We start from the raw sequence: 26367 nt of genomic DNA, 5'->3' as shown, positions 1-26367 counted from the left end.
CGGGCCGCCCGGTCGAGAGCGCCCGTGCCGGCGCCACGCCCCGCACCCTGCACGGACGCTTCTTCGCCCACGCCGAGGCCACCCCCGACCGCGTCGCGGTGATCGACGGGGTCGGTGGCGAGAGCTGGACCTACGGGCGGCTCGCCGATCGGGCCCGGCGCCTGGCCGGCCGGCTGATCCGCGACGGGGTGCGGCCGGGCGACACCGTCGCCATCACCGTCCCCAAGGGCATCGCGCAAGTCGTCGCGGTCCTGGGCGTGTTGGCCACCGGCGCCGCTTACGTGCCGATCGGTGTGGACCAGCCCAGCCGGCGCAGGACGACGATGCGGAACACCGCCGGCGTCCGGGTGACGGTCACCGACCGCGCGCACACGCACCTGGTGACAACCGGGCCGGACACCGTGGTGGTCGACCTCGAGACAACCGCCGAGGACGCGCCGGCGCCGGTCGTGGACGGCTCACCCGACGACGTCGCCTACGTGATCTTCACGTCCGGATCCACCGGCGTGCCCAAGGGCGTGGAGGTCGCGCACCGCGCGGCGGCCAACACGATCGACGTGGTCGGCGACCTCTTCGACGTCGGGGCACACGATCGCACGCTGGCCATGTCCGCCCTCGATTTCGACCTGTCCGTGTACGACATGTTCGCGTTCCTCTCGGTGGGGGGTTCGCTGGTCACCGTCGCGGAGGCGCACCGCCGCGACGCCGCCCACTGGGCCGAACTCGTGCGGCGACACGGCGTCACCGTGCTCTCGTGCGTGCCCGCGCTCTTGGACATGCTCCTCACCGCCGCGGCCGACGACGGCCTCGGCGGTGACCTGCGCCTGGTCATGCTGGGCGGCGACTGGGTGGGCCTGGACCAACCCGAGCGACTGCGTGCCGTGGTGCCGGGCTGCCGTTTCGTGGCGTTGGGCGGGATGACGGAGGCGGCCATCCACTCGACCGTGTTCGAGGTGCACGACGTGGATCCCGCGTGGCGTTCGATTCCCTACGGCGCACCGCTGCCCGGCACCCGGGCCCGCGTCGTCGACGCGCGCGGGCGGGACTGCCCCGACTGGGTCGCCGGCGAACTGTGGGTCGGTGGCGCGGGCGTGGCCGCGGGCTACCGGGGGGATCCCGAGCGCAGCGCCGAGCGTTTCGTCGAGCACGACGGCGTGCGCTGGTACCGCAGCGGCGACCTCGCCCGCTACCGCGACGACGGCGTCCTGGAGTTTCTCGGACGCGCCGACCACCAGGTCAAGATTCGCGGCCATCGGATCGAACTCGGCGAGATCGAGGCGGCGTTGGAGAGCCATCCCGCCGTCCTTCAGGCGGTCGCCGTCGTCGTCGAAGGCCCGGCGCGCCGTCTGGCCGCAGCCGTCTCGGCGTCGGGCCGGGTCCTGCCCGACCCCGCCGCGCTGCGCACCCGGGTCGGCGAACGCCTCCCGCCGTACATGGTCCCCGAGCACGTGCACGCGTGGGAGTCCCTGCCGCTGACCGCCAACGGCAAACTCGACCGGCGCGCGGTACAACGCGCCCTCGACCGAGCGACTCGCGACCGGTCCGGCGGGGGAGCTTCCCCCGAGGGCGACATCGAGACGGCGGTCGCCAAGATCTGGGGCGAACTCCTGGACGTCGCGGCCGTCACCCGCGACGACGGCTTCTTCGAGCTCGGCGGGGATTCGCTCGTGGCGACTCGCATGCTGGGCCGGTTGCGGGCCGCCGGCATCACCGGAGCAACCGTCGCTGCCGTGTTCACCACTCCCCGGCTGCGCGAATTCGCCGCTCTGCTGAGCCCGGGTCGAGCCCCCTCGCGGGCGATCGTCGCGGCCGATTCGGAGCACCGCAACGACCCGTTCCCCCTCACCGAGGTGCAGGCCGCCTACCTGAACGGACGCGCCCCCGAGTTCACTCTCGGCGGGGTCGGCACGTGGCACTACACCGAGTTCGACGACACCGACGTCGACATCGAGCGGATGGAACGCGCCTGGCGCACCCTGATCCGGCGCCACGACATGCTGCGCGCCGTCATCGACCCGGACGGCACCCAGCGGGTCCTGGCCGAGGTCCCCGACTTCGTCATCGACGTCGTCGACACCGACGCCGCGGGCGCCGAGTCCGCCTTGGCCACGCTGCGCGCCGAAGGCTCCCACCGTGTCCTCGACCCGGGCAGGTGGCCGCTGTTCGAGGTTCGGGCGGTACGCCGCCCCGGCGCCGACGGCCTGGTGCACACCCGCTTGTCCGTCGGTCTCGACTACATCGTGTTCGACGCCCTGTCGATCATGACCCTGTACACCGAACTCGACCACCTCTACGCCGACCCGGCCGCCGCCCTGCCCCCCGTCGAGGTGACCTTCCGGGACTACCTGCGGCACGTCGGCACCGATCCCCAGGCCCAAGAGCGTTCGCACACGCACTGGCGGGCGCGGATCGCCGAACTGCCGCCGGCGCCGAGTCCGCCGTTGGCCAAGCCGCTGTCCGAGGTGCTCGCGCCGCGCTTCACCCGGCGCACCTTCCGGCTGCCGGCCCAACGTTGGCGGGCGCTCAAGGAACACGCCCGCGCCGGCGGACTCACCCCCTCCACCCTGCTGCTGGCCTGCTATGGGGAGGTGCTCGCGGCCTGGAGCGGGATCGACGCGGTCACCGTCACGCTGACCCTGTTCAACCGCCGCGAGACGCACCCGCACATCACCCGAGTGCTCGGCGACTTCACCGCGCTCGCGCCCGCCGACTACCGACGCGCCGACGCTGCCCTGCTGCCCGCGGCCGTGGAACTGCAACGACGGCAGGCCCTCGATCTCGACCACCGCGACGCCTCCCCCGCGTGGCTGCTGCGCGAACTGGCCCGACGCGGCGATGGCGAGGGCGCCGTCCCGGTGGTGTTCACCAGCGCGATCGGCGTCGGCGACGGCGTGTCCATGGACCTGTCCGACACCTTCCCCACCCGTACGTGGGGGATCTCGCAATCGCCCCAGGTCTGTCTGGACAATCAGGTCACGGAGGAGAACGGCGGGCTTCTGGTCACCTGGGACGCGGTCGAGGAGGCGTTCGCCCCCGGAGTGCCGGCCGCGATGCTCGACGCCTACGGGCGACTCCTGGAGCACGTCGCCGAATCGGGGCCGCAGGCACCCGTCGTGGACCTGCTGCCGGCGGCCACCCGCACCGTCCGAGAGGCGGTGAACGCGACCGGGACACCCGTTGCCGCCCGTGCGCTGCACGCCGCCTTCTTCGAGCAGGCGCGCATCCGGCCACAGGCGAAGGCGCTGATCGCACACACCGGTGCCGGCACCTCGTACGGTGAACTCGCCGATCGGGCCCTGCGGGTGGCCGCATTGTTGCGCGGCCGGGGGGTCGGTAGCGGCGACCCGGTCGCGGTCACCGTCCCCAAGGGCGCCGACCAGATCGCCGCCGTGCTGGGGATCCTGGCCGCCGGGGGCGCGTACGTCCCGGTGGGAACGGAACAGCCGGCGTTGCGCCGCCGGCGCATCCTGGACGCGGCGGGCGTGCGGATCGTGCTCGACGAGCGAACGCTCGGCGAGGCGGTGGTCGCGGCACCGCTGTCCGAAGCGGTGGAGGCGGATCCCGGATCCCTCGCGTACGTCATCTTCACGTCCGGTTCCACGGGTGAACCCAAGGGTGTCGAGATGACCCACGCCGCCGCGTGGAACACCGTCGTCGACGTTCGCGACCGGCACCACCTCGGCGCGGCCGACCGGGTCCTGGCCCTGTCCGCGCTGGACTTCGACCTGTCCGTGTTCGATGTCTTCGGGCTCCTGTCGGCCGGGGGCGCCCTGGTCCTGCCACACGAGGAGGACCGACGCGAACCGGCTCGCTGGCGTGCGCTCGTGCGCGAACACCGGGTCACCGTGTGGAACACCGTCCCGGTACTCCTGGACATGCTCGTGGACGCCGACGAGCGGGCCGCCGACGGCGACTTCGCGCTGAGCGGACTGCGTGCGGCGTTGGTGTCCGGGGACTGGATCGGCTTGGACCTGCCCGCTCGGCTGCGCGAACGCACCGGCGGACGCTGCCGGTTCACCGCCATGGGCGGCGCCACCGAAGCCGCGATCTGGTCCAACGCGCTGACCGTGCACGCCGTTCCGCCGCACTGGACGTCGATCCCGTACGGCCACCCGCTGGCCAACCAGCGCTATCGGGTGTGTGACCGGCACGGACGCGACTGCCCCGACCTGGTCGCGGGCGAACTGTGGATCGGTGGAGCCGGGTTGGCCGTCGGCTACCGGGGCGACCCGCAGCGCACCAACGCGAAGTTCGTCACGCGCGACGGCGAGCGCTGGTACCGCACCGGCGACCTGGGTCGCTACTGGCCCGACGGGACTCTGGAGTTTCTGGGCCGCGCCGACGAACAGGTGAAGATCGCGGGCAACCGGATCGAACCCGGCGAAGTGGAAAGCGCACTGCTCGGCCATCCCGGGGTCGCCCGCGCCGCCGTGGTGGCGATCGGCGACCGCGCGGCCGTTTCCCTGGTCGCGTTCGTCACCGTCGAGGGTGCGTCGGGCGCGTCCCCCGACGACCTGATCGCCTGGACTCTCGACCGGGTCCCGCCGTACGCCCTCCCCGGCCGCGTGATCGTGCTCGACACGCTGCCCCTGACCCCCAACGGCAAGGTGGACCGCGCCGCCCTGCGCACCCTGGCCCGCGACGCGTCCCCGCACCGCGGCGGAGGCGAACCACCCGAAGACGGCCTGGAACAGGCGGTGGCCGCGCTGTGGTCCGAGCACCTGGGCAGTGCCGTCACCGACCGGCACGCCAACTTCTTCGGCCTCGGCGGGGACAGCCTCACCGCCATCCGGGTCACCGCGGCCGTCGAACGACACTTCGGCGTGCCCCTGACCACCCGACACTTCCTCGCCGCACCGACCGTGGCCGCCCTGGCCACTCGCATCGCGGCACACGTCACGACCGGGCCGGCCGACACCGCCGCGTCCGAGCTCGAGTTCGAGAACGGGGTCCTGTGAACATCACCGACCTGCTGGCCGAGTACACCGACGCCGGCATCACCGTGTGGGCGGACGACGGCCGTCTGCGCTACCGGGCCAGTCCCGGCGCCATGACCGACGCCCGTAAAGCCACCCTGCGGGCCCACCGCGAGGACCTGCTCACCCACCTGTCCCCCGCCGGCGACCCGGACCGCATCACACCGGACCCCACCGCCCGGTACGAGCCGTTTCCCCTCACCGACCTGCAGGCCGCCTACCTCGTCGGCCGCGCCGACGTGTACGAGTACGGCGGCGTCGCGTGCCACGCCTACCTCGAACTCGCCTACCCCGATCTGGATCCCGCCGGGGTCACCGCGACCTGGCGCACCCTGGTCGAGCGGCACGACATGCTGCGCGCGGTCGTCCACCCGGACGGCTACCAGGAGGTGCCTCGCGAGGTGCCCGAGCCGGTCGTACCGATGGACGACGTACGCGGACACGGGCCCGAAGCCGGCGCCGCCGCGATCGAACGCACCCGCGCCGCCCTGTCCCGGCGCGACGGCCGCGCTCGCCCGGGCCTGCCCCACACCGCGCACGTGACGCGCACCGACACCGGCGCCGTGCTGCATCTGTCCGTCGACCTGATGACCATCGACCACGCGAGCCTGCGCGCCCTGCTGGCCGAATTCCATACCGAGTACACCGCACCCGGCACCTTGCCCCCGGCTCCCGAAGTCACCTTCCGGGACTACGTCCTGGCCCGCCGGGCACGAACCGAGACTCCCGCCTACGCCCGCGACCGTGCGTACTGGCTCGACCGGCTGGACGACCTGCCGCCTGCCCCCGAACTGCCCATGGCCGAGACCTGGGCAAAGGGCCAAGCCGAATCCGGGGCACAAGCCGGGAGCGAATCGCGAGGGGCCGTCGACGCGCCGAGTTTTCGTCGCTTGGAGACCATCGTTTCCGCGGCCGACTGGGCCGCACTGCGCACGCACGCCGGCAGTCACGGCCTGACGCCCTCCGGGACGCTGCTCACCGCGTTCGCCGAGACCGTCGGGCGCTGGAGCCGCAACCCGCGTTTCACGCTCAATCTCCCTGTCGTCGACCGACCGCCGTTGCACATCGAACTCGGCTCCGTCGTCGGTGAGTTCACCTCCGTGGAGCTCCTGGCCGTCGACCTCACCGCAGGGCGCACGTTCACCGAGCACGCCCGCGCGATCGCCGAACGCCTCCTCGACGACTTGGCGCATCCGCGATTCGGCGGCGGCGAGGTACTCGCCGAGATCTCCCGCCGCGCGGGATCGCGCACCCTGATGCCGGTGGTGTTCACCAGCGCCCTCGGCGGCGAGCCGACCCCCGACGTCGGGTACGCGCGCACCCAGACCCCACAGGTGTGGATCGACTGCCAGGTGATGGAACGCGGCGACGGCCTGGCCCTGTCGTGGGACGTACGCGAGGGCGTGCTGCCCGAAGGGCTCGCCGACGCCGCCTTCGCGGCGTTCGCGGCGCTCGTGCGCCGCCTGGGCACCGACGGGCAGGCGTGGGAGAGGGCCGCGGAGGTCGAACTCCCACGGGTCCAAACCGAGCGTCGAGTCGCGGTCAACGACACGGCGGGCCCGGTTTCCAAGGAGTTGCTGCACGACGCGTTTCTGACGCAGGCCGCCGTGAAACCGCACGCCGTCGCCGTACGGGCCGTCGATCGCGACCTGACCTATCGCGAACTGCTCGACGGCGCACGAGAGGTGGCCGCTCGACTCGTCGCCCGGAAGGCCACCCCGAACGCACCCGTGGCGATCCTGCTGGACAAGGGCTGGGAACAGATCGTCGCGGTCTTGGGCACGCTCCTGGCCGGCGCCGCCTACCTGCCGATCGACCTCGCCCAGCCGAGCCTGCGCCGCGACACGATCCTGCGCGACGCCGGCGTCCGCCTGGCGCTCACCCGCACCGACCTGATCGAGACCGCCCCACTGCCCGACGGCGTCACCGCGATCCGTCTCGACCTTCCCGTCGGCCCCGCGGCCGACACGACGACGAACGCGGCGGCCGAACCGGTCGAGGCCGAGCGCGCCGACCCCGAGGATCTGGCCTATGTCGTCTACACGTCCGGCTCGACCGGGACACCCAAGGGCGTGATGATCAGCCACCGCGCCGCGCTCAACACCGTCGGCGACATCAACCGCCGCTTCCGCGTCACCGCGGACGACCGGGTGCTGGGTATCGCCGGGCTGGGATTCGATCTGTCGGTATACGACATCTTCGGCTCGTTGGCGGTCGGCGGCACGCTCGTCCTGCCCGGCCCACAACGCCGAGGCGACCCCTCGCACTGGGCCGAACTCGTCGCCGACGCGGGCGTGAGCGTGTGGAACTCGGTGCCCGGCCAACTGCGGATGCTGCTCGACTGGCTCGGCTCGGACACCACCGCTCTTCGATCGCTGCGGCTGGCCCTGCTGTCCGGCGACTGGATACCGGTCACCCTGCCCGACGACGCCCGCACGGCGGTGCCCGGCCTCGAAGTCGTCGCGCTGGGCGGCGCGACCGAAGGGGCGATCTGGTCGATCTTCCACCCGATCGCCGACGTAGACCCGCGCCGCCCCAGCATCCCCTACGGGCGCCCCCTCACCAACCAGACCTTCCACGTCCTCGACGGGCACCTGCGTCCGCGACCCGACTGGGTCGTAGGCGAGTTGTACATCGGCGGCCTCGGCGTGGCGCAGGGCTACCTCGGTGACCCGCAACGCACGGCCGAGCGCTTCGTCGACCACCCCGTGACCGGGGAGCGCCTGTACCGCACCGGCGACCTGGGCCGGTATCTGCCCGACGGCGACATCGAGTTCCTGGGCCGCGAGGACGCCCAGGTCAAGATCCGCGGCTACCGGATCGAACTCGCCGAGGTCGAGGCGGCCGTGCACGCGCACCCCGCCGTGGGCGGATGCGCCGTCGTCGTGGACGACCACGGCGGTGACGGACGACGGCTGGCCGCGTTCGTCGAACCGGCCCGCCGCGACCGGCCGTCCACCCCGTCGGGCGGCGCCGAAGCGGCCGACCGCGCGGCGACCCGGGCGATCCGGGAGGCGTCGGCGGAGATCGACGCGGATCGGCTCGCGGCCTTCCTCGGCGACCTCGACGAAGTCGCCCTGGCCGTGATGACCCGCACCCTGCTCGGCGCCGGCCTGTTCGGGGGCAACGACGCACACACCTTCGACCAGGTGTGCGAGGGACTGCGTGCCACCGCCCGGCACCGCCGACTGGTCCGCCGCTGGCTCGACGCCCTGGTCGCCGAGCGCCGCCTGCGGCTCCGGGCGAACACGTACTCGCACCTGCTCGCGGTCACCGCCGACGACCTCGCCGCAGCCTGGCGCAGGGCGGCGGCCGGCGAGCGGGAGGTCGGCTGGAGCACCGAGTTGCTCGACACGATGCGCACCTGCGCCGACCGGGTCGACACCCTCCTGGACGGTTCGTCGGACATTCGCGAACTGTTGTTCCCGGGTGCCTCGCCCGCCGCGATCGAGTCCGCCTACCGCGACAATCTCGCCATCCGACACCTCGGTCACGGCCTGACCGCGGCGCTGCGCGCCACGGCCGCCGCCCACGTGGGCGAACGCCGCCTGCGCGTCATGGAGGTGGCGGGCGGCGTCGGCGGAACCACCACCCGGCTGATCCCGGCCCTGGCCGAGTACGGCGTCGACTACCTGTTCACCGACGCCTCTCCGTTCTTCCTCGCCGAGGCCCGCGAACGCTTCACCGACCACCCGTGGGTGCGCTACGGCCTGTTTGACATCGACCGCGACCCGCGCGGCCAGGGCCACGCGCCGAACAGCTACGACGTCATCGTGTGCGCCAACGCCCTGCACGCGAGCGCCGATGCCGCCACCGCGGTCGCCCGGCTGTGTGAACTGCTTACGCCGGGCGGGCGGTTGGCGTTCGTCGAGAACACCCGCGACGCGCACTACCCGCTGATGGTCTCGATGGAATTCCTCGAACTCACCGGTGCGCCGTGGACCGACGTGCGGGCCGACACCGGCCAGTCGTTCCTCACCCGTGACCAGTGGCTGGGGCTGCTCGCCGATCAGGGCGTGCACGACACGCTCGTGCTGCCGGCCCCGGGCGACCCCATGACCGCCACCGGGCAACAACTGTTCCTGGCCTCGGTCAAGACCGACCGCGTCCGCACCGACGGGGACGAACTCGCCCGACACACCGCCAACCGGCTGCCCGAGTACATGGTCCCGGCGGCCTTCCATCTCGTCGACGCGCTGCCGCACACCGCCAACGGCAAGGTGGACCGGACCCGGCTGCTGTCGTGGTTGCCTGCCGAAGCCACCGTCGCGCCGGCGACGTCGGCCGCGCCGGCCGACGGGCTCGAAAGCGAACTCGCGGAGCTGTGGCGCGAGTTGCTGAGCGTGGAGGGGATCGGCCGGGACGACGACTTCTTCGCGCTCGGGGGCGACTCGCTCCTGGTCGCGCGCATGGTCGGCCGGCTGCGTGCGCTCGTGGCCGGCGCGGCCGAGTTGGAATGGGAATCCGTCCTGCGGCACCTGCTGCTCCGCCCGACGATCGCCGGGCTCGCCGCGCACCTGCGCGCCGCGGGCGGCGACCGGGCGTCCACCCCCGACGAGGGCCCGCGCACGCCGCTCGTCCACCTGCACGGGCCGCCGGCAGGCGAGGGCCCGGTGACGGTACTCGTACACGCGGGCACCGGAACCGTCATGCCCTACCGTGCGCTGATCACCGAGATCCGCCGACGCTCCCCCGGCCGAGGCACCGTGCTCGGCCTGGAGATCCCCGGACTCGACCGCTACCTCGACGCACACCCCGAGGGCCTGATCGAGGCACTGGCCGCCGACTACGCCAAGGCCCTCGCGGACACCGGGGCCGACACGTTCCACCTGATCGGCTACTGCCTCGGCGGACTGATCGCCACCGAAGTCGCCCGCGGGCTCTCCGAATCCGGCGCCGACGTCGCGAGCCTGACCGTGATCAGCAGCCACAGCCCGCGCTTCCGCCTCGACGACGAACTCCTGTCCGAGTACTCCTTCGCCGTGATGATGGGCATCAACCCCGCCGACCTCGGCTTCCCCGCCGACGAGAACGCGGTGGCCGCGGCCGCGGACGCGGTGCTGGCCGACAGTCCCGGTGTCCTGCCCGACGGCGCGATCGCGGCCTCGACCGGCGAACACGCGCACGTCGGCGTCCGCTTCCGCGCGCTCGGGGAGGTCTCCCGACCCACCCGCGTGGCCCGTATGTGCGACGCGGTGCCCGCCGCGGCCGGCACCTACGAACCGGACCACATGAACCGGCTCTTCGCCACCTTCCGGCAAAGCGTCTTCGCGATCACCCGCTACCAGGCGGAGCCGTACGCCGGCGACATCACCTTCCTGCGACACAGCGGCGCCTACCCGTTCCCCGGCAGCCGCGACGCGGTCACCGAACACTGGCACGACCTCGCCCTGGGCGACCTGCGCATCCTGGACATCCAGGGCGACCACTTCAGTTGCCTGTCCGTGGACCACGCGCCGGGAGTCCTCAAGGTCCTGGACGACCTGACCGACGGCGCGGTGACCCGATGACCCGGCCGCTCATCGGCGTCCTGGGCGCCACCGGATCGGTGGGCAGCGCGGCAGTGCGCACATTGACCGATCTGGGTTACCCGCGCCTGCGGTTGGGCGGGCGGCGCGGCCACGCGCTGCACGCGCTCGCGTCCGCCGGCGAACCGACCCTGAACGCGGAGAGCGTCGTGGTCGACGCCGACGACCCGCAGGCCCTGCGCGCCTTCGCGAAGGGCTGCACGGTCGTCCTGAACTGCGCCGGCCCCAGTTACCTGCTCGGCGACCGGGTCGCCCGCGCCGCGCTCGCCGGCGGAGCACACTACGTCGACGTCGCTGGCGACGACCCCGTCGCGGAGCAGCTCTCCGCCCGCGGGCTGCCGCCGGACGATCGCGTCGTGGTCTTGTCCGCCGGAGCCCTGCCCGGACTGTCCGGCCTGCTCCCACGCCTACTCGCCGGCGACTTCGAACACGTGAGCCGGATGAGCGCGCACACCGGCGGCATGGAGGACTGCTCCGCGACGGTGGCCGCCGACATGATGCTGTCGCTGACCACGGGCGGAGCCGACGGCGCCTCCTTCGGGGAAGCGCTCGCCGGTTGGCGCGCGGGCCGCCGTGCCGCGCGCGTGCTGCGCACCGACGAACGGGGGCGGGCACCGCACTTCTCGGGGGAGGTCGCGCTGGTCCCGTTCCTGAGCACGGAGACCGAGCGCCTGGCGACGGCGCTCGCGCTGGAGGAGGCGGACTGGTTCAACGTCTACCCGGGGCCGCAGGTACGCGCGGTCCTGGGCCGGCTGCCCGGCCGGCTGGACGCGGGCGCCGACCCCGACACCCTCGCCGGCGAGATGATCCGGGCCGCCCGACTGGATCTGGCCGGACGCAGCCCGTTCTACACGATGACGTTCACGCTCACCGGCGTCGCCGAGGGCAGGGTGCGCTCGCGGACCCTGGTCCTGCACACCCCCAGCAGCTACCGGCTCACCGCCGCGGTCGGCGCCTTGGCCGTGGACGCCGTTGTGGCCGGTCGGGTACCACCGGGCGTCCATTTCGCCGCCGAGGTACTGGCGCCGGGGCCCGTGGCGGCCCGGCTGCGCGACTTCGGGATCTGTACGCGCCTGGAGATCCACGACACCGACGCCGCCGGCGCGAGCGAGGACGAGGAGGGCGAACTGTGAGCCCGCGACGCGTGGTGGTGTGTGGGACCAACTTCGGTCGGTTCCACGTCGACGCGATCCGGCGCCGCCCCCACGATTACGAACTCGCCGCGATCGTGGCCAAAGGCTCGGCCGCGTCGCGCGCCTACGCGGACCGGCTCGGCGTCCCCTTCCACACCGACGTCGACACTCTCCCGGACGACATCGACCTGGGCTGCGTCGCGGTGGGCTCCGCGATCTCCGGTTCCGTCGGGACCGAACTGGCCCAGGCGCTGCTGCGCCGCGGCGTCCACGTACTCCAGGAACACCCGCTTCACCTCGCCGAGTTCACCCAATGCCTGCGCGTGGCGCGCGCGAGCGGCGTCCAGTATCACGTCAACACCCACTACCGCCACGTCGAACCGGTGGCCCGATTCCTGGCCGCCGCACGGCGGTTGCGACAGCGGCAGGACCCGCTGTTCGTCGACGCCGCGACGCCCGTCCACCTCCTGCATCCGCTGGTCGACATCCTCGGCGCGGCCCTGGGCGCGGTCCGGCCCTGGCATATCGGCGACCCCGCACCCGCGCTGCCGGGGCATCCCTTCCGCAGTGTGCACGCGACCATCGCGGGCGTCCCGCTCACCCTGCGCGTCCATCACCAACTCGACCCGGCCGACCGGGACAACCACGCGCTGTTGTGGCATCGCGTGGCGATCGGCACCGAGGGCGGCGTACTCACCCTCGCCGACACCCACGGCCCCGTGCTGTGGCACCCGAGGCTGCACGCCGACCGCGACGCGCGGCACCGCTTCGTCCTGGACGGACCCGACACCGGGCACCTGGACCTGCCCACCGCGTCCGCCATCGGGGCTCCGAGTGAGGGCACCTTCCGGGACGTGTTCGCCACGCTGTGGCCCGACGCGATCGCGCACGCCCTGGACGGGCTCCGCGACGCGGCCGCGGCGAACGCCGACGTGCTGCGCAGTGCGCAATTCGACCTGACGGTATGTCGTATCTGGTCGACGATCGCCGAACGCCTGGGACCACCCGACATCGTTCGACCCCGCGCGCCCGAGCCGCTCGCCGTCTCCGCCCTCGAACCCCCGCCCCGGCCGGCCGGTGCCCCGCTCGGCACGGCCACGCCGATCGCTGCGGCCGGTCCCCACGCTTCCGTCGGCTACTCGGCCTCGGCGGAGTTCTTCGACCTGGTGGCCGCCCCGCACACCGCCTCCGGATCGGTGCCCGCGATCGTCGCGGCGCTCGCGCACGTCGATCCCACGCACGGGCCGATCCTCGACCTCGGCGCCGGTACCGGGTTGGTCACCGAGGCCATCGGGCGGGCGTACCCGCGGGTGGAGATCATCGCCGCCGAACCCGCCGTGGGCATGCGAGCCGCGTTGACCTCGCGCGTCTTCGCGGACGAGGACCTGCGCCGACGCGTCACCGTGACCGACGGCGCCGCCCCGGACCTCGACCTGCCCGAAACGTTGAGCGCCGCCGTGCTGTGCGGGATCCTGGGCCACCTCGACGCGGACGCGCGCGCGACCCTGTGGCGACGCCTGGACGAACGCCTGGCACCGGACGCCCCGATCGTCGTCGAGCTCATGAGTCTGGACCGGCCCACGACGCTGCCCGAACTCCGGCTTGCCCACGGCATGGTCGGAGGCCACACCTACGCGTGGTGGTGCTCCGGCGAGCCCGAGTCCGCCCCCGAGCCCGAGCCGCGATCCGGGCCCGGGTCCGATTCGGGACCCGGGTCCGAGTCCGGACCCGGGTCCGCCGGCGCGGACCGCATGCGCCTGTTCAGCCGCTGGACCGTGCACGACGGCGACATCCTCCTGCGCGAAGTCCACGACACGCACACCTGGTTCACCTTCGACCTGGACCGCATCGCCCGGGAGAGCGGACACACGCTCGAACACCTCACCACGCGCCCCGGCGGCCCGCCCCTGGCCGTCCTGCGCCGCCGCCCGGCCGACCACCCCTTGAGCACTGCCCCCCACCAAGCCGTCCCCCACTGCGTAGAGGACCCCACGTGAGCACCCCACCCGCCTTCGCCTTCCCGATACCCCGCACCTGCCCGTTCGCCGTTCCCGACGAGTACGCCGGGCTGCGCGAGGAACAACCCGCCGCTCGCGTCGTCCTGCCCACCGGCAAGACCGCGTGGATCCTGACCCGATACGCCGACGTGCGCGCGGTCCTGGCGAGCCCGAACATCAGCGCCGACATCCGACACCCCAACTTCCCCGCGATGGGCGCGGGTGAGCAGGAAGCCGGGGCCAAGTCCCGCCCCTTCATCCGCACCGACCCGCCCGAGCACACCAGGTACCGGCGCATGCTGCTGCCGGAGCTGACCGTCAAGCGAGTGCGCGCGATGCGCCCCGCCGTGCAGGAGATCACCGACGGCGTCCTGGATCGCATGCTCGACGCCGGCCCCGGCGTCGGATCCGGCGTCGACCTGGTGCCCGCCTACGCCAACGCCGTCTCCACCTCCACCATCTGCGAACTCATCGGCCTGCCCAAGGACGACCTGGAGTTCTTCCACGACATCACCCGCATCTCGGGTGGCCGGGCCAGCACGGCCGCCGAGGTCTCCGCGGCTCTGGGCGCCCTCTTCCAACTCCTGGGCGAACTCATCGCGCTGCGCGAACGCGAACCCGGCGACGACCTGCTGTCGAAACTGGTCGTCGACCACCTGCGCACCGGCAACGTCACCCACCGCGAACTGCTGTCCACGATCGGCATCACCGTCATCGCCGGACGCGAGACCACCACCAACATGATCTCCCTGAGCACCCTGCTGCTGCTGCTGCGTGAACCGGACCGCATGGCGGAACTGCGCACGCAACCCGAACTGATCCCGGCAGCGGTGGACGAGCTCCTGCGGGTGCTCTCCATCGCCGACTCCATCCCACTGCGCGTGGCGGGCGAGGACATCGACATCGCCGGCACCGTCATCCCGGCGGGAGACGGCGTCATCGCGCTCCTGGGCGCGGCCGACCACGACCCCGACGTCTTCCCCGACCCCGCGACCGTGGACTTCCACCGGGGAAACCGCCACCACGTCGCCTTCGGCTACGGCATCCACCAGTGCGTCGGCCAACACCTGGCCCGCCTGGAACTGGAGATCGCCCTGGAGACGTTGATCCGCCGCGTGCCCACCCTGCGCCTGGCCGTTCCCTTCGAAGACCTGACGTTCAAGCAGGAATCCGCCACCTTCGGCGTCACCTCGCTTCCGGTGTCCTGGTGACGCCGCCGACGTCACCCTCGACCGTCGACCCCGCCCGCTGGCTGCGATGCTGGACCCCACGACCCGCGGCCCGACTGCGCCTGGTGTGCCTGCCGCACGCCGGGGGCGGCGCGGGCGGCTACCGATCGTGGGACGCGATCATGCCGCGCGCCGTGGAACTGGTCGCCGTCCAATACCCCGGACGCGAAGACCGGTTCACCGACCCCCTCGTCGACACCATGGACGACCTCGTCCGGCACATCGCCGACGCCGTCACCGCGCTGAGCGAGCGACCCTACGCCCTGTTCGGACACAGCATGGGCTCGGCCGTGGCCTGGGAACTCGCCCACGAACTGCGGCGTCGCGGCCTGGGCGAACCGCTGCGGCTGTGCGTGTCCGGCCGCGAGGCGCCGGTGCGGGCCCGCACGGGCACCGTCCACCTGCGCGACGACGCGGGCATGTGCGCCGAGCTCGAACGCCTGGGCGGCACCCACCGCGACGTGCTCGCCGACCCGGACCTACGCCGCGCGGTGCTGTCCTACGTCCGCAACGACTACCGCCTCGTGGAGACCTATCGGCCTCGGCCCCGGGCCGCGCTGAGCTGCCCCATCGAGGTGTTCACCGGCGACGCGGACCCCGAATTCGCCCCCGAACAGGCCCGACCGTGGGCCGCGCTCACCACGGCCGACACCCGTGTCCACGTCTTCCCCGGCGGCCACTTCTACCTCACCCCACGGCGGCACGACGTGGTCACCACCCTGGTCGGCCGGCTCGACCCGAGCCTGACCGCGGTGAACTCCCCGTGGCCGAGCACCCCGTGACACCCATCCCCCCGAGGAACCCAATCCGATGATCGACTACTACTCGACCTCCGCGGAGTTCTACGACCTCGTCGCGGCCCGCCACGTCACGAGCAGCGGACCCGCGCTGAGCGCCGTCCTGGCCGACGTCGACGCGACCGCGGGCCCGGTCGTGGAGATCGGCGCCGGCACCGGACGCGTCACACAGGTCATCGCCGCGGCCCTGCCGCACGCTCGGATCGTCGCCGCGGAACCCTCCGCGACCATGCGCGCCGTACTCGCCTCCCGTGTCGCCCGAGACCCGGACCTGCGACGCCGAGTGAGCATCACCGACGGCACCGCCCAGGACATGGCGTTGCCCGAGAAGATCGGCGCCGCCGTGATCTTCGGCGTCGCCGGCCACCTGGATCGGCGCGAACGTATCGCACTGTGGCGCCGGTTGGCCGCTCACCTGGCCCCCGGAGGGCTGGTCGCGGTCGAGCTGATGGGCACCGCCGCCCCCCGGCCGATGCCACCCACGCTGTCGCTGAGCGAGCGCATCGGCCGCCAGGTGTACGAATGGTGGATCGCCGCGGAACCCGTCGCCGCCGACCGTACCCGCTTCAGTACCACCTGGAAGGTCCTCGACGACGACGGACGCCTGGTGCGCGAGGTGACCGACACCTACGACTGGCACGCCTACGACCTCGACCGACTCGCGGCCGAGTCCGGCATGACCGTCCGCCGGATCACCCGCGTCGGCTCCCACGTCGTCCCCCACATAGGAGTCCTCGTCGCATGACACCTCCCGGACACGCACCGAAGAAGCCCGGTCCGCTGCGCCGGGTGACCGAGGGCGGACACGGCCGACTCACCCTCGCGGTGGGCCTCCAGGCACTCGCCGCGCTGGTCGGGATCGTCCCGTTCATCGCCGTGGGCGAACTCGCCCGCCGACTGCTCGACGATCCGGCTCCGTCCGGTGCCCGCGTGTGGCCGCTCGTGTCGACCGCGGCCGGCGCGGCCCTGCTCGCGCTCGTGCTCGCTTACGCGGCCGCGACACTGAGCCACTACGCCGACAACGCGCTGCAACTGCGGCTGCGTCGCGAACTCGCCGAGCACGTGGGCCGGTTGCCGCTCGGCTGGTTCACCTCCCGCGGCACCGGGCGGATCACCGCCGCCACCCACGACGACGTGCACGCGCTGCACCATCTGGTCGCCCACACCCTGCTCGACGTCACCACCGTGCTGGTGGCGCCGACCGCGGCGCTGGCATACCTGCTCACCGTCGACTGGAGGCTCGCCCTGGTCGCCGTCCTACCGGCGGTGGCGGGAATGCTGTTGTTCCGACGTGCCATGGCCGGGGCCGGTGAGCAGATGGTCGAATACCACCGCGCGCAGACCCGGATCACCTCCGCCGCCGTCGAGTTCGCCGACGGCATCCCCGTGGTGAAGGCCTTCGGCCGCGAGCGCACCCCCCATGGACGATTCACTCGCGCGGCCGACGACTTCGCGGCGTTCTTCGCCGCCTGGTCACGCCGCACGCTGGTGGTCAGCACCGCGGCGTTCCTCGTGGTCGCGCCCGTCGTCGTCCTCACCCTGGTTTTGGGTGTCGGCGCGATCCTGGTCACCCAGGACGTGATCGCACCGGCGACGTTGATCCCGTTCACGTTGTTGGCGCCCACCCTCGCGGCTCCCGTGGGCGCGGTGGGCACGCGGCTGCAACAGATCCAAAGCGGACGCGCCGCCGCCGCCCGCATCACCGACCTGCTGGACGAACCACCCCTCTCCCAGCCCGAGTCGCCGCGTACACCGGTCGGCCGGCACGTGAGACTGCGCGGCGTACGGGTCTCCTACGACGGCGAGCACGACGTACTCCACGACATCGACCTCGACCTCGCCCCGGGAACGGTCACCGCACTCGTGGGCCCCTCCGGCTCCGGGAAGTCCACCCTTGCCGCACTGCTGCCCAGATTCCACGACGCGAACGCCGGAACCGTCGACATCGGTGGCGTGGACGTCCGCGACATCGCGGCCGGCGACCTCTACCGCACCGTCGGCTTCGTCTTCCAGGACGTCCGGCTCCTTGCGGACAGCGTCGCCGACAACATCCGACTGGGCCGGCCCGAGGCCACCCACGAACAGGTGATCCGCGCCGCCACGGCGGCCCGCATCCACGAGCGGGTGCTCGAACTCCCGCGCGGATACGACTCGGTGGTGGGCCAGGACGCGCAGTTCTCGGGCGGCGAGGCCCAACGCGTCTCGATCGCCCGAGCCCTGCTCACCGACGCCCCGATCCTCGTCCTGGACGAGGCGACCGCCTTCGCCGACCCCACCGCCGAGGCGCACATCCAGGACGCCTTGAGCGAACTGGCGACCGGACGCACCGTGTTGGTGATCGCGCATCGCCTGGAAACCGTGCGCGAAGCGGACAACATCGTCGTCCTCGACACCGGACGCGTGGTCGAACAAGGCCGCCACGATCAACTCCTCGCCGCCGACGGGCCCTACGCCCGGCTGTGGCACCGTCGCGCGCGCGTGCGCGCCACCGCCGATCCGGAGAACGTGTGACCACCATGCTGCGCCACCTGTTTCGGGCCCTGGGAGCCGAGCACGCGCGTGCCCTGCGGCGGCTGATCGCCACGATGGTCGTCGCCGCGGTCCTGCAGGGACTCGCGTTCGGCCTCACCGTCCCGGTGCTCACCCGCCTGCTCGGCGAGGACCCGGACGCGGCCGTGCCCTACCTGGGTTGGCTGTGCCTGTGCGCCGGGGGCTACGCGATCGTCCAGGCGGCGAGTATCGCCGGCGGCTTCACCACCGGCGCCCGGCTGTCCCGAGCGCTACACCATCGGATCGCCGACCACGTCGTGACGCTCCCCCTGGGTTGGTTCACCCGGGCCCGCTCCGCCGAACTCGGCCGGTTGGCCAGTCAAAGCGTCGTCCAGGTGATGAACGTGCCGGCGCACCTGTTGCGGCCACTGACCAATGCCGTGGTCACCCCGCTGACCATCCTCGGCGCCTGCTGGATCTTCGACCCGCGCGTCGCCTTGACGCTCACCCTGGCGACACCCGTCCTCGTCGCCGCGTACCTGGCCAGTGGCGCCATCGTGCGACGCCTTGATCTGGGGCGGGATCGGGCCATCGACGACGCGGCGGCGCGCATCGTGGAGTACGCGCAGAACCAGCCCGTCCTGCGTGCGTTCGGTCGCACCGTGGACGGGCACTCGGCGTTGGACGCGGCGCTGGTACGCGAGGCCGCCGCCGACCGTTCGATGATCACCCGGGGCGTACCGGGGCTGGTCTCCTTCGCGTTCGCGGTCCGACTGACCTTCGCCGCGGTACTGATCGTCGGCATCGATGCGGTGCTGGGCGAAGCGATGGGCGCGCCCACACTGCTCGCGCTCCTGGTCCTCACCGCTCGGCTTGCCGAGAGCGTGTCCGCGGCGGCCGATCTGGGCGCGAGCATGCGCCTGTCGGCCAACAGCCTCGCCCGGATCACCGCCGTGCTGGACGCCGAGCCGCTGCCGCTCCCTCGCGCGCCGCTGACACCGAAACACGCCGGGGTCGAGTTTCGCGGGGTGCGCTTCGGCTACGGCCCACGGCCCGTGCTGGTGGACGTGTCCTTCCGGTTGCCGCAACGGGGGATGACCGCGCTGGTCGGGCCCTCGGGGGCGGGCAAGACGACGATCGCCCGACTGCTCGCCCGGTTCTGGGACGTGGACGCGGGCGAGGTGCGCATCGGCGGCGTCGACGTGCGCGACCTGGACGAGCGGACGTTGTCCGACCACGTGTCCACCGTCTTCCAGGACACCTACCTGTTCGAAGGGACGCTGGAGGACAACGTCCGGGTCGGCGACCCGGACGCGAGCCACGAACGGCTGCTGCGCGCGGCGAACCTGGCGGGACTCGACGACGTCGTGGCCGAACTGCCACACGGTTGGCGCACCCGCGTGGGCGAGCGGGGAGCGACCTTGTCCGGCGGACAGCGACAACGCGTGGCCATCACGCGGACACTGCTCAAGAACACGCCGATCGTCGTGTTCGACGAGGCGACCGCGGCGCTGGACGCCTCCACCGAGGCCGCTCTGACGCGCACGATGCACACGCTCGCCCAGGACAGGACGCTACTGGTCATCGCGCACCGACTGGCGACCGTCTCGGCCGCCGACCGGATCCTCGTCCTCGCCGAGGGGCGGATCGACGAACACGGCACACATGAGGAACTGATCGGCCGTGACGGCCTGTACGCGACGTTCCGGCGCGACCGAGAACGCGCCGGGGGTTGGCGTCTGGCGGGTTCGGCCGCATCCACACCGGGCTCGGCGGGGTGTCGTCACCATCCCCACGATCACGGTGTCGAGTGAGGCCTCCGCGGCTGCCCGGGCGGTGGCACCCTGGCGACCACGGCCGAGGACGCCGGGCTGCTGCCCCCCAGACGCGGATCGAGCTGTAGGGCAGGCCCGGTTCGTCGCCGACGAGGACGACGAGGCCGGCGTGTCCGCGTTCACGTAGCGACGCGGCGACCTGGAATCCGCCCTGGCCGGCGCCGGCGATCACGACGGTGGCGTCGGGGTTCGTGTCGGGCTCCTCGGGACGGTCACGATCAACGGGTCGTCGGTGGGGAGTTGACAGCTCGGTCGGCCGGCGGCGGTTTGCGGCGCGTCGGTGCGGGCGAGCATCCGGTCCTCGTCGTCGGTCGCCGGCCACGACGAGAACGACGGCCGCCAGGCGGCGAAGCCCGTGAAGCGACGGGACCGGTTCATCGCACAAGACACCTTCCGAAGCGACCAAAGCGGGCCGCTCCCGCGCTCGGCGATCACGGCCCGGAGTCTTGGTGCGGCCCCGACCGGGGATCGCGCGGTCGGGATCAGTCCACGACCGTCAGGACGATCTTCCCCGTCGTGCGCCGCGTGTCGTTCATCTCGTGGGCCTTCCCGGCCTGTTCCAGCGGCAGCACCGTGTCGATCTCGGCTCGCAACGCTCCCGCCTCGACGAGCGCCGTGATCTCCTTGAGGCCCGCGTGGTCGGGTTCGACGATCGTGAAACCGCCACGTCGGCCGACCGCTCGGGCCTCCTCGGCGAGGTACGCCTCCGCCGCCGACGCGATCGAGAGCAGGATGCCGCCTTGGCGCAGCGTCGTGAGCGAACGCGGGCCGTACTCGCCACCGACGCAGTCGAGCACGATGTCGACATCACCCACGACCGTCTCGAACGCGACACTCGTGTAGTCCACGACCTCGTCCGCGCCCAGGCCGCGCACGAATTCGTGCTTGTCGGCGCGGGCGGTCCCGATCACATAGGCGCCGCGCGCCTTGGCGATCTGTACCGCGAGATGCCCCACTCCGCCCGCCGCCGCGTGGACGAGGACACGCTGTCCCGCCCGCACGTTCGCGGTGTCCACGAGGGTCTGCCACGCCGTGAGCGCGGCGAGCGGTAGCGCGGCGGCCTGCACGTGCGAGATTCCGGCCGGCTTGCGGGCGAGGTGGCGTGCCGGGGCGACGAGGTATTCGGCGTACGCGCCGGCCTCGTACGGCAGGCGCGGCATGCCGTACACCTCGTCGCCGGGGGCATACAGCGTCACGCCGAGTCCGACGGCCTCGACGACGCCGGATACGTCCCAGCCCAGACGTATCGGTCCGCTGTGCATCAGTCCGCCCGTGGCGCGATGCCACGAGTCGGTCGGGTTGACCCCGGCGGCATGTACCCGCACGAGAACCTCGGAGGGGCCGGCCTCGGGTCGCTCCACCTCGACGATCTTGAGTACCTCGGGCCCACCCAGCGTGTCCTGACCGATCGCGCGCATGCTCGTCTCCCCTGCCGTAGGACCGTCTTCGCGCCGCGACCCGACCGGCCGGCGACGTGTGCCCCACACTCGCCGATCGCATGCGTTCTCATCGAGTGGCCGTATAGCCAATATGTGCAAGGATTCGGCCATGCATCGAGTCGTGGTACTGGCCCTCGAAGGCGTCTATCCCTTCGAGCTGAGCATTCCCTTTCGTATCTTCGGCAGCGCGTTGTCCGAGAGCGGCGAGCCGCTGTACGAGGTCCTGACGTGCGGCATCGACCGCGGCTCCGTCCGCACGAGCGCCGACTTCAACGTGGCCGTCGAGCACGGCGCGGAGGTGATCCCCACTGCCGACACCCTCGTGATCCCACCGTTCGCGTGCGGACCGACGGAGGTGCGCGACTGGCTGCCGGCGCCCCTCGCGGAGGCGCTCGCCGGCGTACGACCGGGCACGCGCATGGTGTCGATCTGTACCGCGTCCTATGTCCTGGCCGCCGCCGGACTGCTCGACGGCCGCTCCGCCACGACGCACTGGAACGAGACGGAGCACTTCCAGCGAATGTTCCCGCGCGTCAAGGTCGACCCCGACGTGCTGTTCGTGGAGGACGGCGACATGTACACCGCGGCCGGCGTCGCCGCCGGGATCGACCTGAGCATGCATCTGCTGCGCCTGGACCACGGCAGCGAGGTCGCCAACCGTGTCGCCCGTCTGTGCGTCGTCCCGCCGTGGCGCGAGGGCGGCCAGGCGCAGTACATCGAACATCCGGTCCCCGAGCCCGACGCCGCGACCACCTCGGCGACGCGCGTGTGGGCGCTCGAACACCTGCATCGTCCGTTGTCACTGGCCGAGTTGGCCGGACACGCCCGCATGAGCGTGCGTACGTTCTCGCGGCGCTTCCGCAACGAGGTGGGCATGACGCCGGGCCGGTGGCTGACACGACAGCGCGTCGAGTACGCGCGCCGACTGCTGGAAACCACCGATTGGCCCGTGGACCATGTCGCCGATCGCTCCGGCTTCGGCACGGCCGCGTCCCTACGCCAACACCTCGTCGCGACGATCGGCGTGCCGCCGATGACGTATCGGCACACGTTTCGCGCGGCCGAACGCGTTCCGGCGGGGGCCCGCTGAGCACGGGGCACCATACGCGTCCTCGTTCGTGGACGTACTGGCTACAAACGATTCGTACGGAAAGGCGACTCTGCGCTTCATGGCCGGAATCGAGATTCTGCCGCCGACGTTCGACTGCTTCATTTTGCCGGCGCAAACGATTTCCGTCGTGAAGGGGCCGCTCAAGGAGACCGCCGGGCATCCCGCGTACGTGACGGACGCCCGCGGGCGGGCGGGCCGCAGTAGGGCGGGTCGGCATTGCCGCGAAGATTGCCGCGAAGGACGTGGAGGCCGTCGTGGTGGGCGAGTTCGGCCAGCCGCCGAGATCGCCGCCATGTGGGACGAGGCCGCCCGCGAAGCCGTCGCGTGGACCTGGGAGCATGAACCCGGCGCCGAACACGTCGTCGGCGGCCTGGCACCGCGCGTCCGCGCCGACGTCGATGCGTTCGCGCAACGTTTGGCCGATGCTGCCACCGTCCGCTACGTCGGTGACCCCACCGACCACGATTCCGGCGTGTCTGGGATCCGTGATCACGCCGATGGCCGCCTGATCATCGGATACCTGGAACACCGACGCCTCGCCGTTGTGCTCGCGCTCCGCGTCCAACACCGGCCGGATCCCGAAACGGCTTGACGCACGGCGAGCCCCCTTCGTCAGGTGGGCGGCCGGCAGGCACGGCGGCGCGCCGTGTTCAGCGGCCGGCTGATCGGTTGACGACACCCACGCCGAGCGTCGGCCTGCTCGCGGGGGGCGCGGACGGGTACCGGGCGCTGGTCTCCTACGGCGAGATCGTCCCGGGCTCCGGCAACCGGGGCGATCCTGGCCGTCGAGCAGGGTGCTCGGCCGAACGTGCCCCCGGACCCGACACCGTGCCGGTCTCCAACGCGATCCCGCAGCCGACGCCGGCCGCGGCGCTGCACCCATCCGCGGCGATCGCCCTGGTCGGGATCGTCCGCGCCGCGGCGATCGTCCTCCTTTCCGCGGTCTCCGGGATGCGGGCGTCCGAGCTGATGGAACCGCGCGTCGGCTGCCGCCGCCCCGTCGAGGAACCGATCCCGGGCCTTCGCCGGTTCCGGATCGCCGGCAAGATCGTCAACGTCCAGCCGCTGGGCGGCTCCGCCGACGAGTGGATCGTGACACCGGCCGTGTCAAAGTCCAGCCCTGCGGCCAGTTGAGTCCAGGCGGATGGCCACAGGAATTCCCAGCCTGCGTCAGCGCCCGCTCGGGGGGCTTTGCGGCCCGAGGGGACGGGCCCCTCGAAGGAACTGCGAGACCGCGGAGTCGACGAGCCCATCGAGCCGCTCCGCACCGATCATCCCGCTGTTGACCATGGTGGTGATGCCTTGCACGGTGGCGTAGAGGATGATTCCGACCTCTTCAGGATCGCCCTGCTCCAGTGCGCCATGCGCTTGACCCTCCGCGATCAGGTCGATCATTTGGCCGAACGCTGCCGCAGCGGCCCGGGTGACCAGGGTCGCTCCCGGGTGGTGCTTGCTGGAGTTCATCAGCTCGTACAGCGCAGCGTTGTCGACCGCGAAGTGGGCGTATGCCGACACGGCGTCCCGCACGCGCGTGGGGAAGCCGCGCTCGCCATCGCTCCCGGCAAGGGCGGTGTGCAGCGTAGCGGCCAGGCGCACGAATCCGACCTCCGCAAGGGCGTCGAGCAGGGCCCGGCGATCCGCGAAGTGTCGACGTGGCGCAGCGTGGCTGACGCCGATCTCCCTGGCCAGATCCCGGAGGGAGAGTTGATCGGCTCCACGTTCTCGCAGGCCGCGCTCGGCTGCGGCGAGGAGCGAGGTGCGGAGATCTCCGTGGTGATAAGGGCGCTGTTCGGCAGGTCCGGGCATGAGTACGAGAATATCGAGCTAATGTTGCCATTGACAACTTTGTTGTCACTGACTACATTGAGGACATGTCCCATTTCTCCCTCTCGGACATCCCCTTCATGACCGACCACACCGTTGTTGTCACCGGCGCGAACAGCGGTATCGGCCACGCCACGGCCCGCATATTCGCTGAGCGAGGTGCGCGCGTGGTCCTGGCTGTGCGTGACACCGACAAAGGGCGTGCCGCCGGCTCATGGGGATGCGGGGCGCACCGAAACTCGTCAGGCCCGCGGCCAAGGCGCGAAACGTATCCACAGCGCCTCGACTGTGGGAGGTCTCCGAAAGCTGACCGACGTCACCTTCCCCCTCGCAACCGCGCACACCTCCTGAACGGACCACACTCATGACATATCCGCACAAGAAGGAACTCATCGTCGTATCCGGCGCCGCCACGGGCATCGGCGCCGCGACGGCACACGAACTCGCCTCGATGGGATACCACGTCCTTGCCGGCGTACGCACCGACCATGAGGCCGACGCCATCCGGGCCGCAGGCATCGAACCAGTCACCTTGGACATCACCGTCCCCAAGCACATCGAAGCCCTCGCGGAGCGCCTCGCCAACGACCCGGAGCAGCGCCCACTGCGTGCTCTGATCAACAACGCCGGCATCGAGATCAACGCACCCGTTGAGGTCCTGCCGCTCGAGCGATGGCGCGAACAGTTCGAAGTCAACCTGTTCGGGCATATCGCCGTCATCCAGTTGCTCCTGCCATTTCTCCGACGAAGCCGAGGCAGGATCGTCAACATCAGCTCGGTAGGTGGGGTAGCCGCACTACCGATCTTCGGTGCGTACGCGGGAACAAAGTTTGCACTCGAAGCAGCGAGCGACTCCCTGCGCCGAGAGGTCGCAGCGCAAGGTGTGCAGGTCGTAGTGGTCCAACCCGGCGGCGTCGCGACCGAGATGGCCGCCCACAGCGGAGCCATCTCCCTCGAACTCGCCGACAGGATGAACGCCGAACATCTGCGTCTTTACGGCGATCTCGTCAAGTCGACAGTCGCCTCGAACGCCGCCTTCCTCAAGCGCGCCGCACCCGCGGCAAAAGCCGGAGCCAAAATCGCCAAAGTGGCCACGACAGCCCGACCGCGAACGAGATACACACTCGGCAAGGACGCCGCATTCATCATCCCCCTCGCCCGCTTCCTTCCCGGCCGCGTGATGGACAAGATGCTCTCGGCGAGTCACCGGTCCCAGCCGAACACGTCCGCTCGCTGACACCCATCGCGCGAGACAGAAGGGTGTAGGTGCCCCGGGGGACTTCCATGTCGCCGACACGGTCGTCGTGCCCCGTGTGCCCACGACGAAGTGGTGGTCGCCCAGCAGGCGGCCGGTGGCGGTGTTGACCAGCTTGATCTTCCCGGCGTGCGCACCTCACCCGACCACGACCCGCCGCCGCACACCTGGTAGCCGATGGCAGTCCACCGGCTGAGGGACCGTCTCGGGGACGGTCTCGGCGCGCAGGATCTTCCCCAGCGTGCTGAGGTCGTACTGGTCGACCCGGCCCGCATAGGTGACGGTGTCCTTCAGGGGGTTGTAAACCGCGTGACGCTTGGTCCAGTCGGCCGCGACGATGGCCGCACCGCGCGCCTCGATCTTCATGGGGTCGCCCCAGCCGCCGTGGTCGCGTCCGAGACGGCAAGGGCTGGAGCCAGGACCGCGTCTTCCCCGCGCACCACGGCACGCACTCCCCCGCGCCGGCCACCGACGGCAGGGGCAACGTCGCCTGCGTGCACCTCGGGCGCGTCGACGACGACCGGCTGTACCTGACGCTGTACAAGGACGGGAAGTGGAGCATCGACGAGCCGCTTCCCGAGGCCCACAGGACCCACGCCACCCCCGCGGTCGCCTGGGCGTGAACGGGCCGATGACCGCCGCGCACGACGTGACACAGGCCGGGAGGCCGTGGACGGTCGTGCCCACGAGTCCGATGCCGGATTGGGCGTAGGGCGTGATCGAGATCTCGGACTGCGAACGTACGCCGTTCGC

18 protein-coding genes and 1 pseudogene are annotated in these 26367 nt (G+C 71.7%); 15 read left to right on the top strand and 4 right to left on the bottom strand.

Annotated elements, in window-relative coordinates; translation table 11 throughout:
* From GT354_RS23810 to GT354_RS23770, 9 genes are all read left to right on the top strand, one after another.
* Positions 1 to 4958, top strand: a 4958-nt coding sequence (locus tag GT354_RS23810; protein ID WP_161358408.1) for a non-ribosomal peptide synthetase, incomplete at its 5' end; no start/stop codon positions are given.
* A complete protein-coding gene (locus GT354_RS23805) occupies positions 4955 to 10486 on the top strand; it encodes a non-ribosomal peptide synthetase (protein ID WP_161358407.1) in 5532 nt (1843 codons plus the stop codon). The genes GT354_RS23810 and GT354_RS23805, both read left to right, overlap by 4 nt.
* Positions 10483 to 11637, top strand: coding sequence for a saccharopine dehydrogenase NADP-binding domain-containing protein (locus tag GT354_RS23800; RefSeq protein ID WP_161358406.1), 1155 nt, complete (start codon positions 10483 to 10485; stop codon positions 11635 to 11637). The genes GT354_RS23805 and GT354_RS23800 overlap by 4 nt, the downstream gene beginning before the upstream one ends.
* On the top strand, positions 11634 to 13634 hold the full coding sequence (locus tag GT354_RS23795; RefSeq protein ID WP_161358405.1) for a Gfo/Idh/MocA family oxidoreductase: 2001 nt from the start codon (positions 11634 to 11636) through the stop codon (positions 13632 to 13634). The genes GT354_RS23800 and GT354_RS23795 overlap by 4 nt, the downstream gene beginning before the upstream one ends.
* Entirely contained in the window at positions 13631 to 14845 is a 1215-nt protein-coding gene (locus GT354_RS23790; RefSeq protein WP_346012145.1) for a cytochrome P450, read from the top strand. Before GT354_RS23795 ends, GT354_RS23790 begins: the two co-directional genes overlap by 4 nt.
* Positions 14842 to 15645, top strand: coding sequence for an alpha/beta fold hydrolase (locus GT354_RS23785; protein WP_346012144.1), 804 nt, complete (start codon positions 14842 to 14844; stop codon positions 15643 to 15645). Before GT354_RS23790 ends, GT354_RS23785 begins: the two co-directional genes overlap by 4 nt.
* A 28-nt stretch (positions 15646 to 15673) precedes the next feature.
* A complete protein-coding gene (locus GT354_RS23780) occupies positions 15674 to 16405 on the top strand; it encodes a class I SAM-dependent methyltransferase (RefSeq protein ID WP_161358404.1) in 732 nt (243 codons plus the stop codon).
* Positions 16402 to 18171 carry an ABC transporter ATP-binding protein gene (locus GT354_RS23775; RefSeq protein ID WP_161358403.1) on the top strand — a complete coding sequence of 590 codons (1770 nt, stop codon included), beginning with the start codon at positions 16402 to 16404 and terminating at the stop codon, positions 18169 to 18171. Before GT354_RS23780 ends, GT354_RS23775 begins: the two co-directional genes overlap by 4 nt.
* A gap of 5 nt (positions 18172 to 18176) precedes the next feature.
* Entirely contained in the window at positions 18177 to 19964 is a 1788-nt protein-coding gene (locus tag GT354_RS23770; RefSeq protein ID WP_161358412.1) for an ABC transporter ATP-binding protein, read from the top strand.
* A 189-nt stretch (positions 19965 to 20153) separates the two neighbouring features.
* Here the strand turns inward: GT354_RS23770 and GT354_RS23765 are convergent, their stop codons facing one another.
* Together GT354_RS23765 and GT354_RS23760 are read right to left on the bottom strand one after the other, a co-directional pair.
* Positions 20154 to 20363: a hypothetical protein gene (locus GT354_RS23765; RefSeq protein ID WP_161358402.1), complete on the bottom strand. Its 210-nt coding sequence runs from the start codon at positions 20361 to 20363 to the stop codon at positions 20154 to 20156.
* A gap of 104 nt (positions 20364 to 20467) precedes the next feature.
* Positions 20468 to 21403 (bottom strand): NADP-dependent oxidoreductase, encoded by a 936-nt coding sequence (locus GT354_RS23760; RefSeq protein WP_161358401.1) that lies wholly within the window; start codon positions 21401 to 21403, stop codon positions 20468 to 20470.
* 130 nt (positions 21404 to 21533) lie between these two features.
* Here GT354_RS23760 and GT354_RS23755 point away from each other — a divergent pair, with 130 nt between their 5' ends.
* From GT354_RS23755 to GT354_RS52730, 3 genes are all read left to right on the top strand, one after another.
* On the top strand, positions 21534 to 22514 hold the full coding sequence (locus tag GT354_RS23755) for a helix-turn-helix domain-containing protein (protein ID WP_161358400.1): 981 nt from the start codon (positions 21534 to 21536) through the stop codon (positions 22512 to 22514).
* A gap of 313 nt (positions 22515 to 22827) precedes the next feature.
* Complete coding sequence (locus GT354_RS23750) at positions 22828 to 23127, top strand: hypothetical protein (RefSeq protein WP_161358399.1); 300 nt, start codon at positions 22828 to 22830, stop codon at positions 23125 to 23127.
* A gap of 77 nt (positions 23128 to 23204) precedes the next feature.
* Complete coding sequence (locus tag GT354_RS52730) at positions 23205 to 23669, top strand: hypothetical protein (protein ID WP_202512215.1); 465 nt, start codon at positions 23205 to 23207, stop codon at positions 23667 to 23669.
* Between the two features lie 36 nt (positions 23670 to 23705).
* On the opposite strand, the gene GT354_RS23740 is transcribed toward GT354_RS52730, so the two are convergent.
* Positions 23706 to 24341, bottom strand: a complete 636-nt coding sequence (locus GT354_RS23740; RefSeq protein ID WP_161358398.1) for a TetR/AcrR family transcriptional regulator — start codon at positions 24339 to 24341, stop codon at positions 23706 to 23708.
* A gap of 65 nt (positions 24342 to 24406) precedes the next feature.
* Between GT354_RS23740 and GT354_RS54425 the strand changes: the two are divergent.
* Together GT354_RS54425 and GT354_RS23730 are read left to right on the top strand one after the other, a co-directional pair.
* A pseudogene (locus tag GT354_RS54425) lies at positions 24407 to 24568 on the top strand (SDR family NAD(P)-dependent oxidoreductase); the annotation flags it as partial.
* Positions 24569 to 24723: 155 nt separating this feature from the next.
* On the top strand, positions 24724 to 25596 hold the full coding sequence (locus tag GT354_RS23730) for an SDR family NAD(P)-dependent oxidoreductase (protein WP_161358396.1): 873 nt from the start codon (positions 24724 to 24726) through the stop codon (positions 25594 to 25596).
* 156 nt (positions 25597 to 25752) lie between these two features.
* On the opposite strand, the gene GT354_RS23725 is transcribed toward GT354_RS23730, so the two are convergent.
* Entirely contained in the window at positions 25753 to 25980 is a 228-nt protein-coding gene (locus GT354_RS23725) for a hypothetical protein (RefSeq protein WP_161358395.1), read from the bottom strand.
* 128 nt (positions 25981 to 26108) lie between these two features.
* On the opposite strand from GT354_RS23725, the gene GT354_RS55890 reads away from it, so the two are divergent.
* Positions 26109 to 26237: a hypothetical protein gene (locus tag GT354_RS55890; RefSeq protein ID WP_272923873.1), complete on the top strand. Its 129-nt coding sequence runs from the start codon at positions 26109 to 26111 to the stop codon at positions 26235 to 26237.
* The last annotated feature ends 130 nt before the right edge of the window (positions 26238 to 26367 follow it).

It is taken from the genome of Streptomyces sp. SID3343 (assembly GCF_009865215.1).
GTDB lineage: Bacteria > Actinomycetota > Actinomycetes > Streptomycetales > Streptomycetaceae > Embleya.
Note: the sequence above shows the minus strand (reverse complement) of the source record. Positions and strands in the feature narration are given on the sequence as shown.

What these genes read in the sequence shown, in the direction of transcription:
- GT354_RS23800 (WP_161358406.1), top strand. Translation starts at nt 10,483, where the DNA reads ATGACCCGGCCGCTCATCGGCGTCCTGGGCGCCACCGGATCGGTGGGC.
- GT354_RS23780 (WP_161358404.1), top strand. Translation starts at nt 15,674, where the DNA reads ATGATCGACTACTACTCGACCTCCGCGGAGTTCTACGACCTCGTCGCG.
- GT354_RS23775 (WP_161358403.1), top strand. Translation starts at nt 16,402, where the DNA reads ATGACACCTCCCGGACACGCACCGAAGAAGCCCGGTCCGCTGCGCCGG.
- GT354_RS23770 (WP_161358412.1), top strand. Translation starts at nt 18,177, where the DNA reads ATGCTGCGCCACCTGTTTCGGGCCCTGGGAGCCGAGCACGCGCGTGCC.
- GT354_RS23765 (WP_161358402.1), bottom strand. Translation starts at nt 20,363, where the DNA reads ATGAACCGGTCCCGTCGCTTCACGGGCTTCGCCGCCTGGCGGCCGTCG.
- GT354_RS23760 (WP_161358401.1), bottom strand. Translation starts at nt 21,403, where the DNA reads ATGCGCGCGATCGGTCAGGACACGCTGGGTGGGCCCGAGGTACTCAAG.
- GT354_RS23755 (WP_161358400.1), top strand. Translation starts at nt 21,534, where the DNA reads ATGCATCGAGTCGTGGTACTGGCCCTCGAAGGCGTCTATCCCTTCGAG.
- GT354_RS23750 (WP_161358399.1), top strand. Translation starts at nt 22,828, where the DNA reads ATGTGGGACGAGGCCGCCCGCGAAGCCGTCGCGTGGACCTGGGAGCAT.
- GT354_RS23740 (WP_161358398.1), bottom strand. Translation starts at nt 24,341, where the DNA reads ATGCCCGGACCTGCCGAACAGCGCCCTTATCACCACGGAGATCTCCGC.
- GT354_RS23730 (WP_161358396.1), top strand. Translation starts at nt 24,724, where the DNA reads ATGACATATCCGCACAAGAAGGAACTCATCGTCGTATCCGGCGCCGCC.
- GT354_RS23725 (WP_161358395.1), bottom strand. Translation starts at nt 25,980, where the DNA reads ATGAAGATCGAGGCGCGCGGTGCGGCCATCGTCGCGGCCGACTGGACC.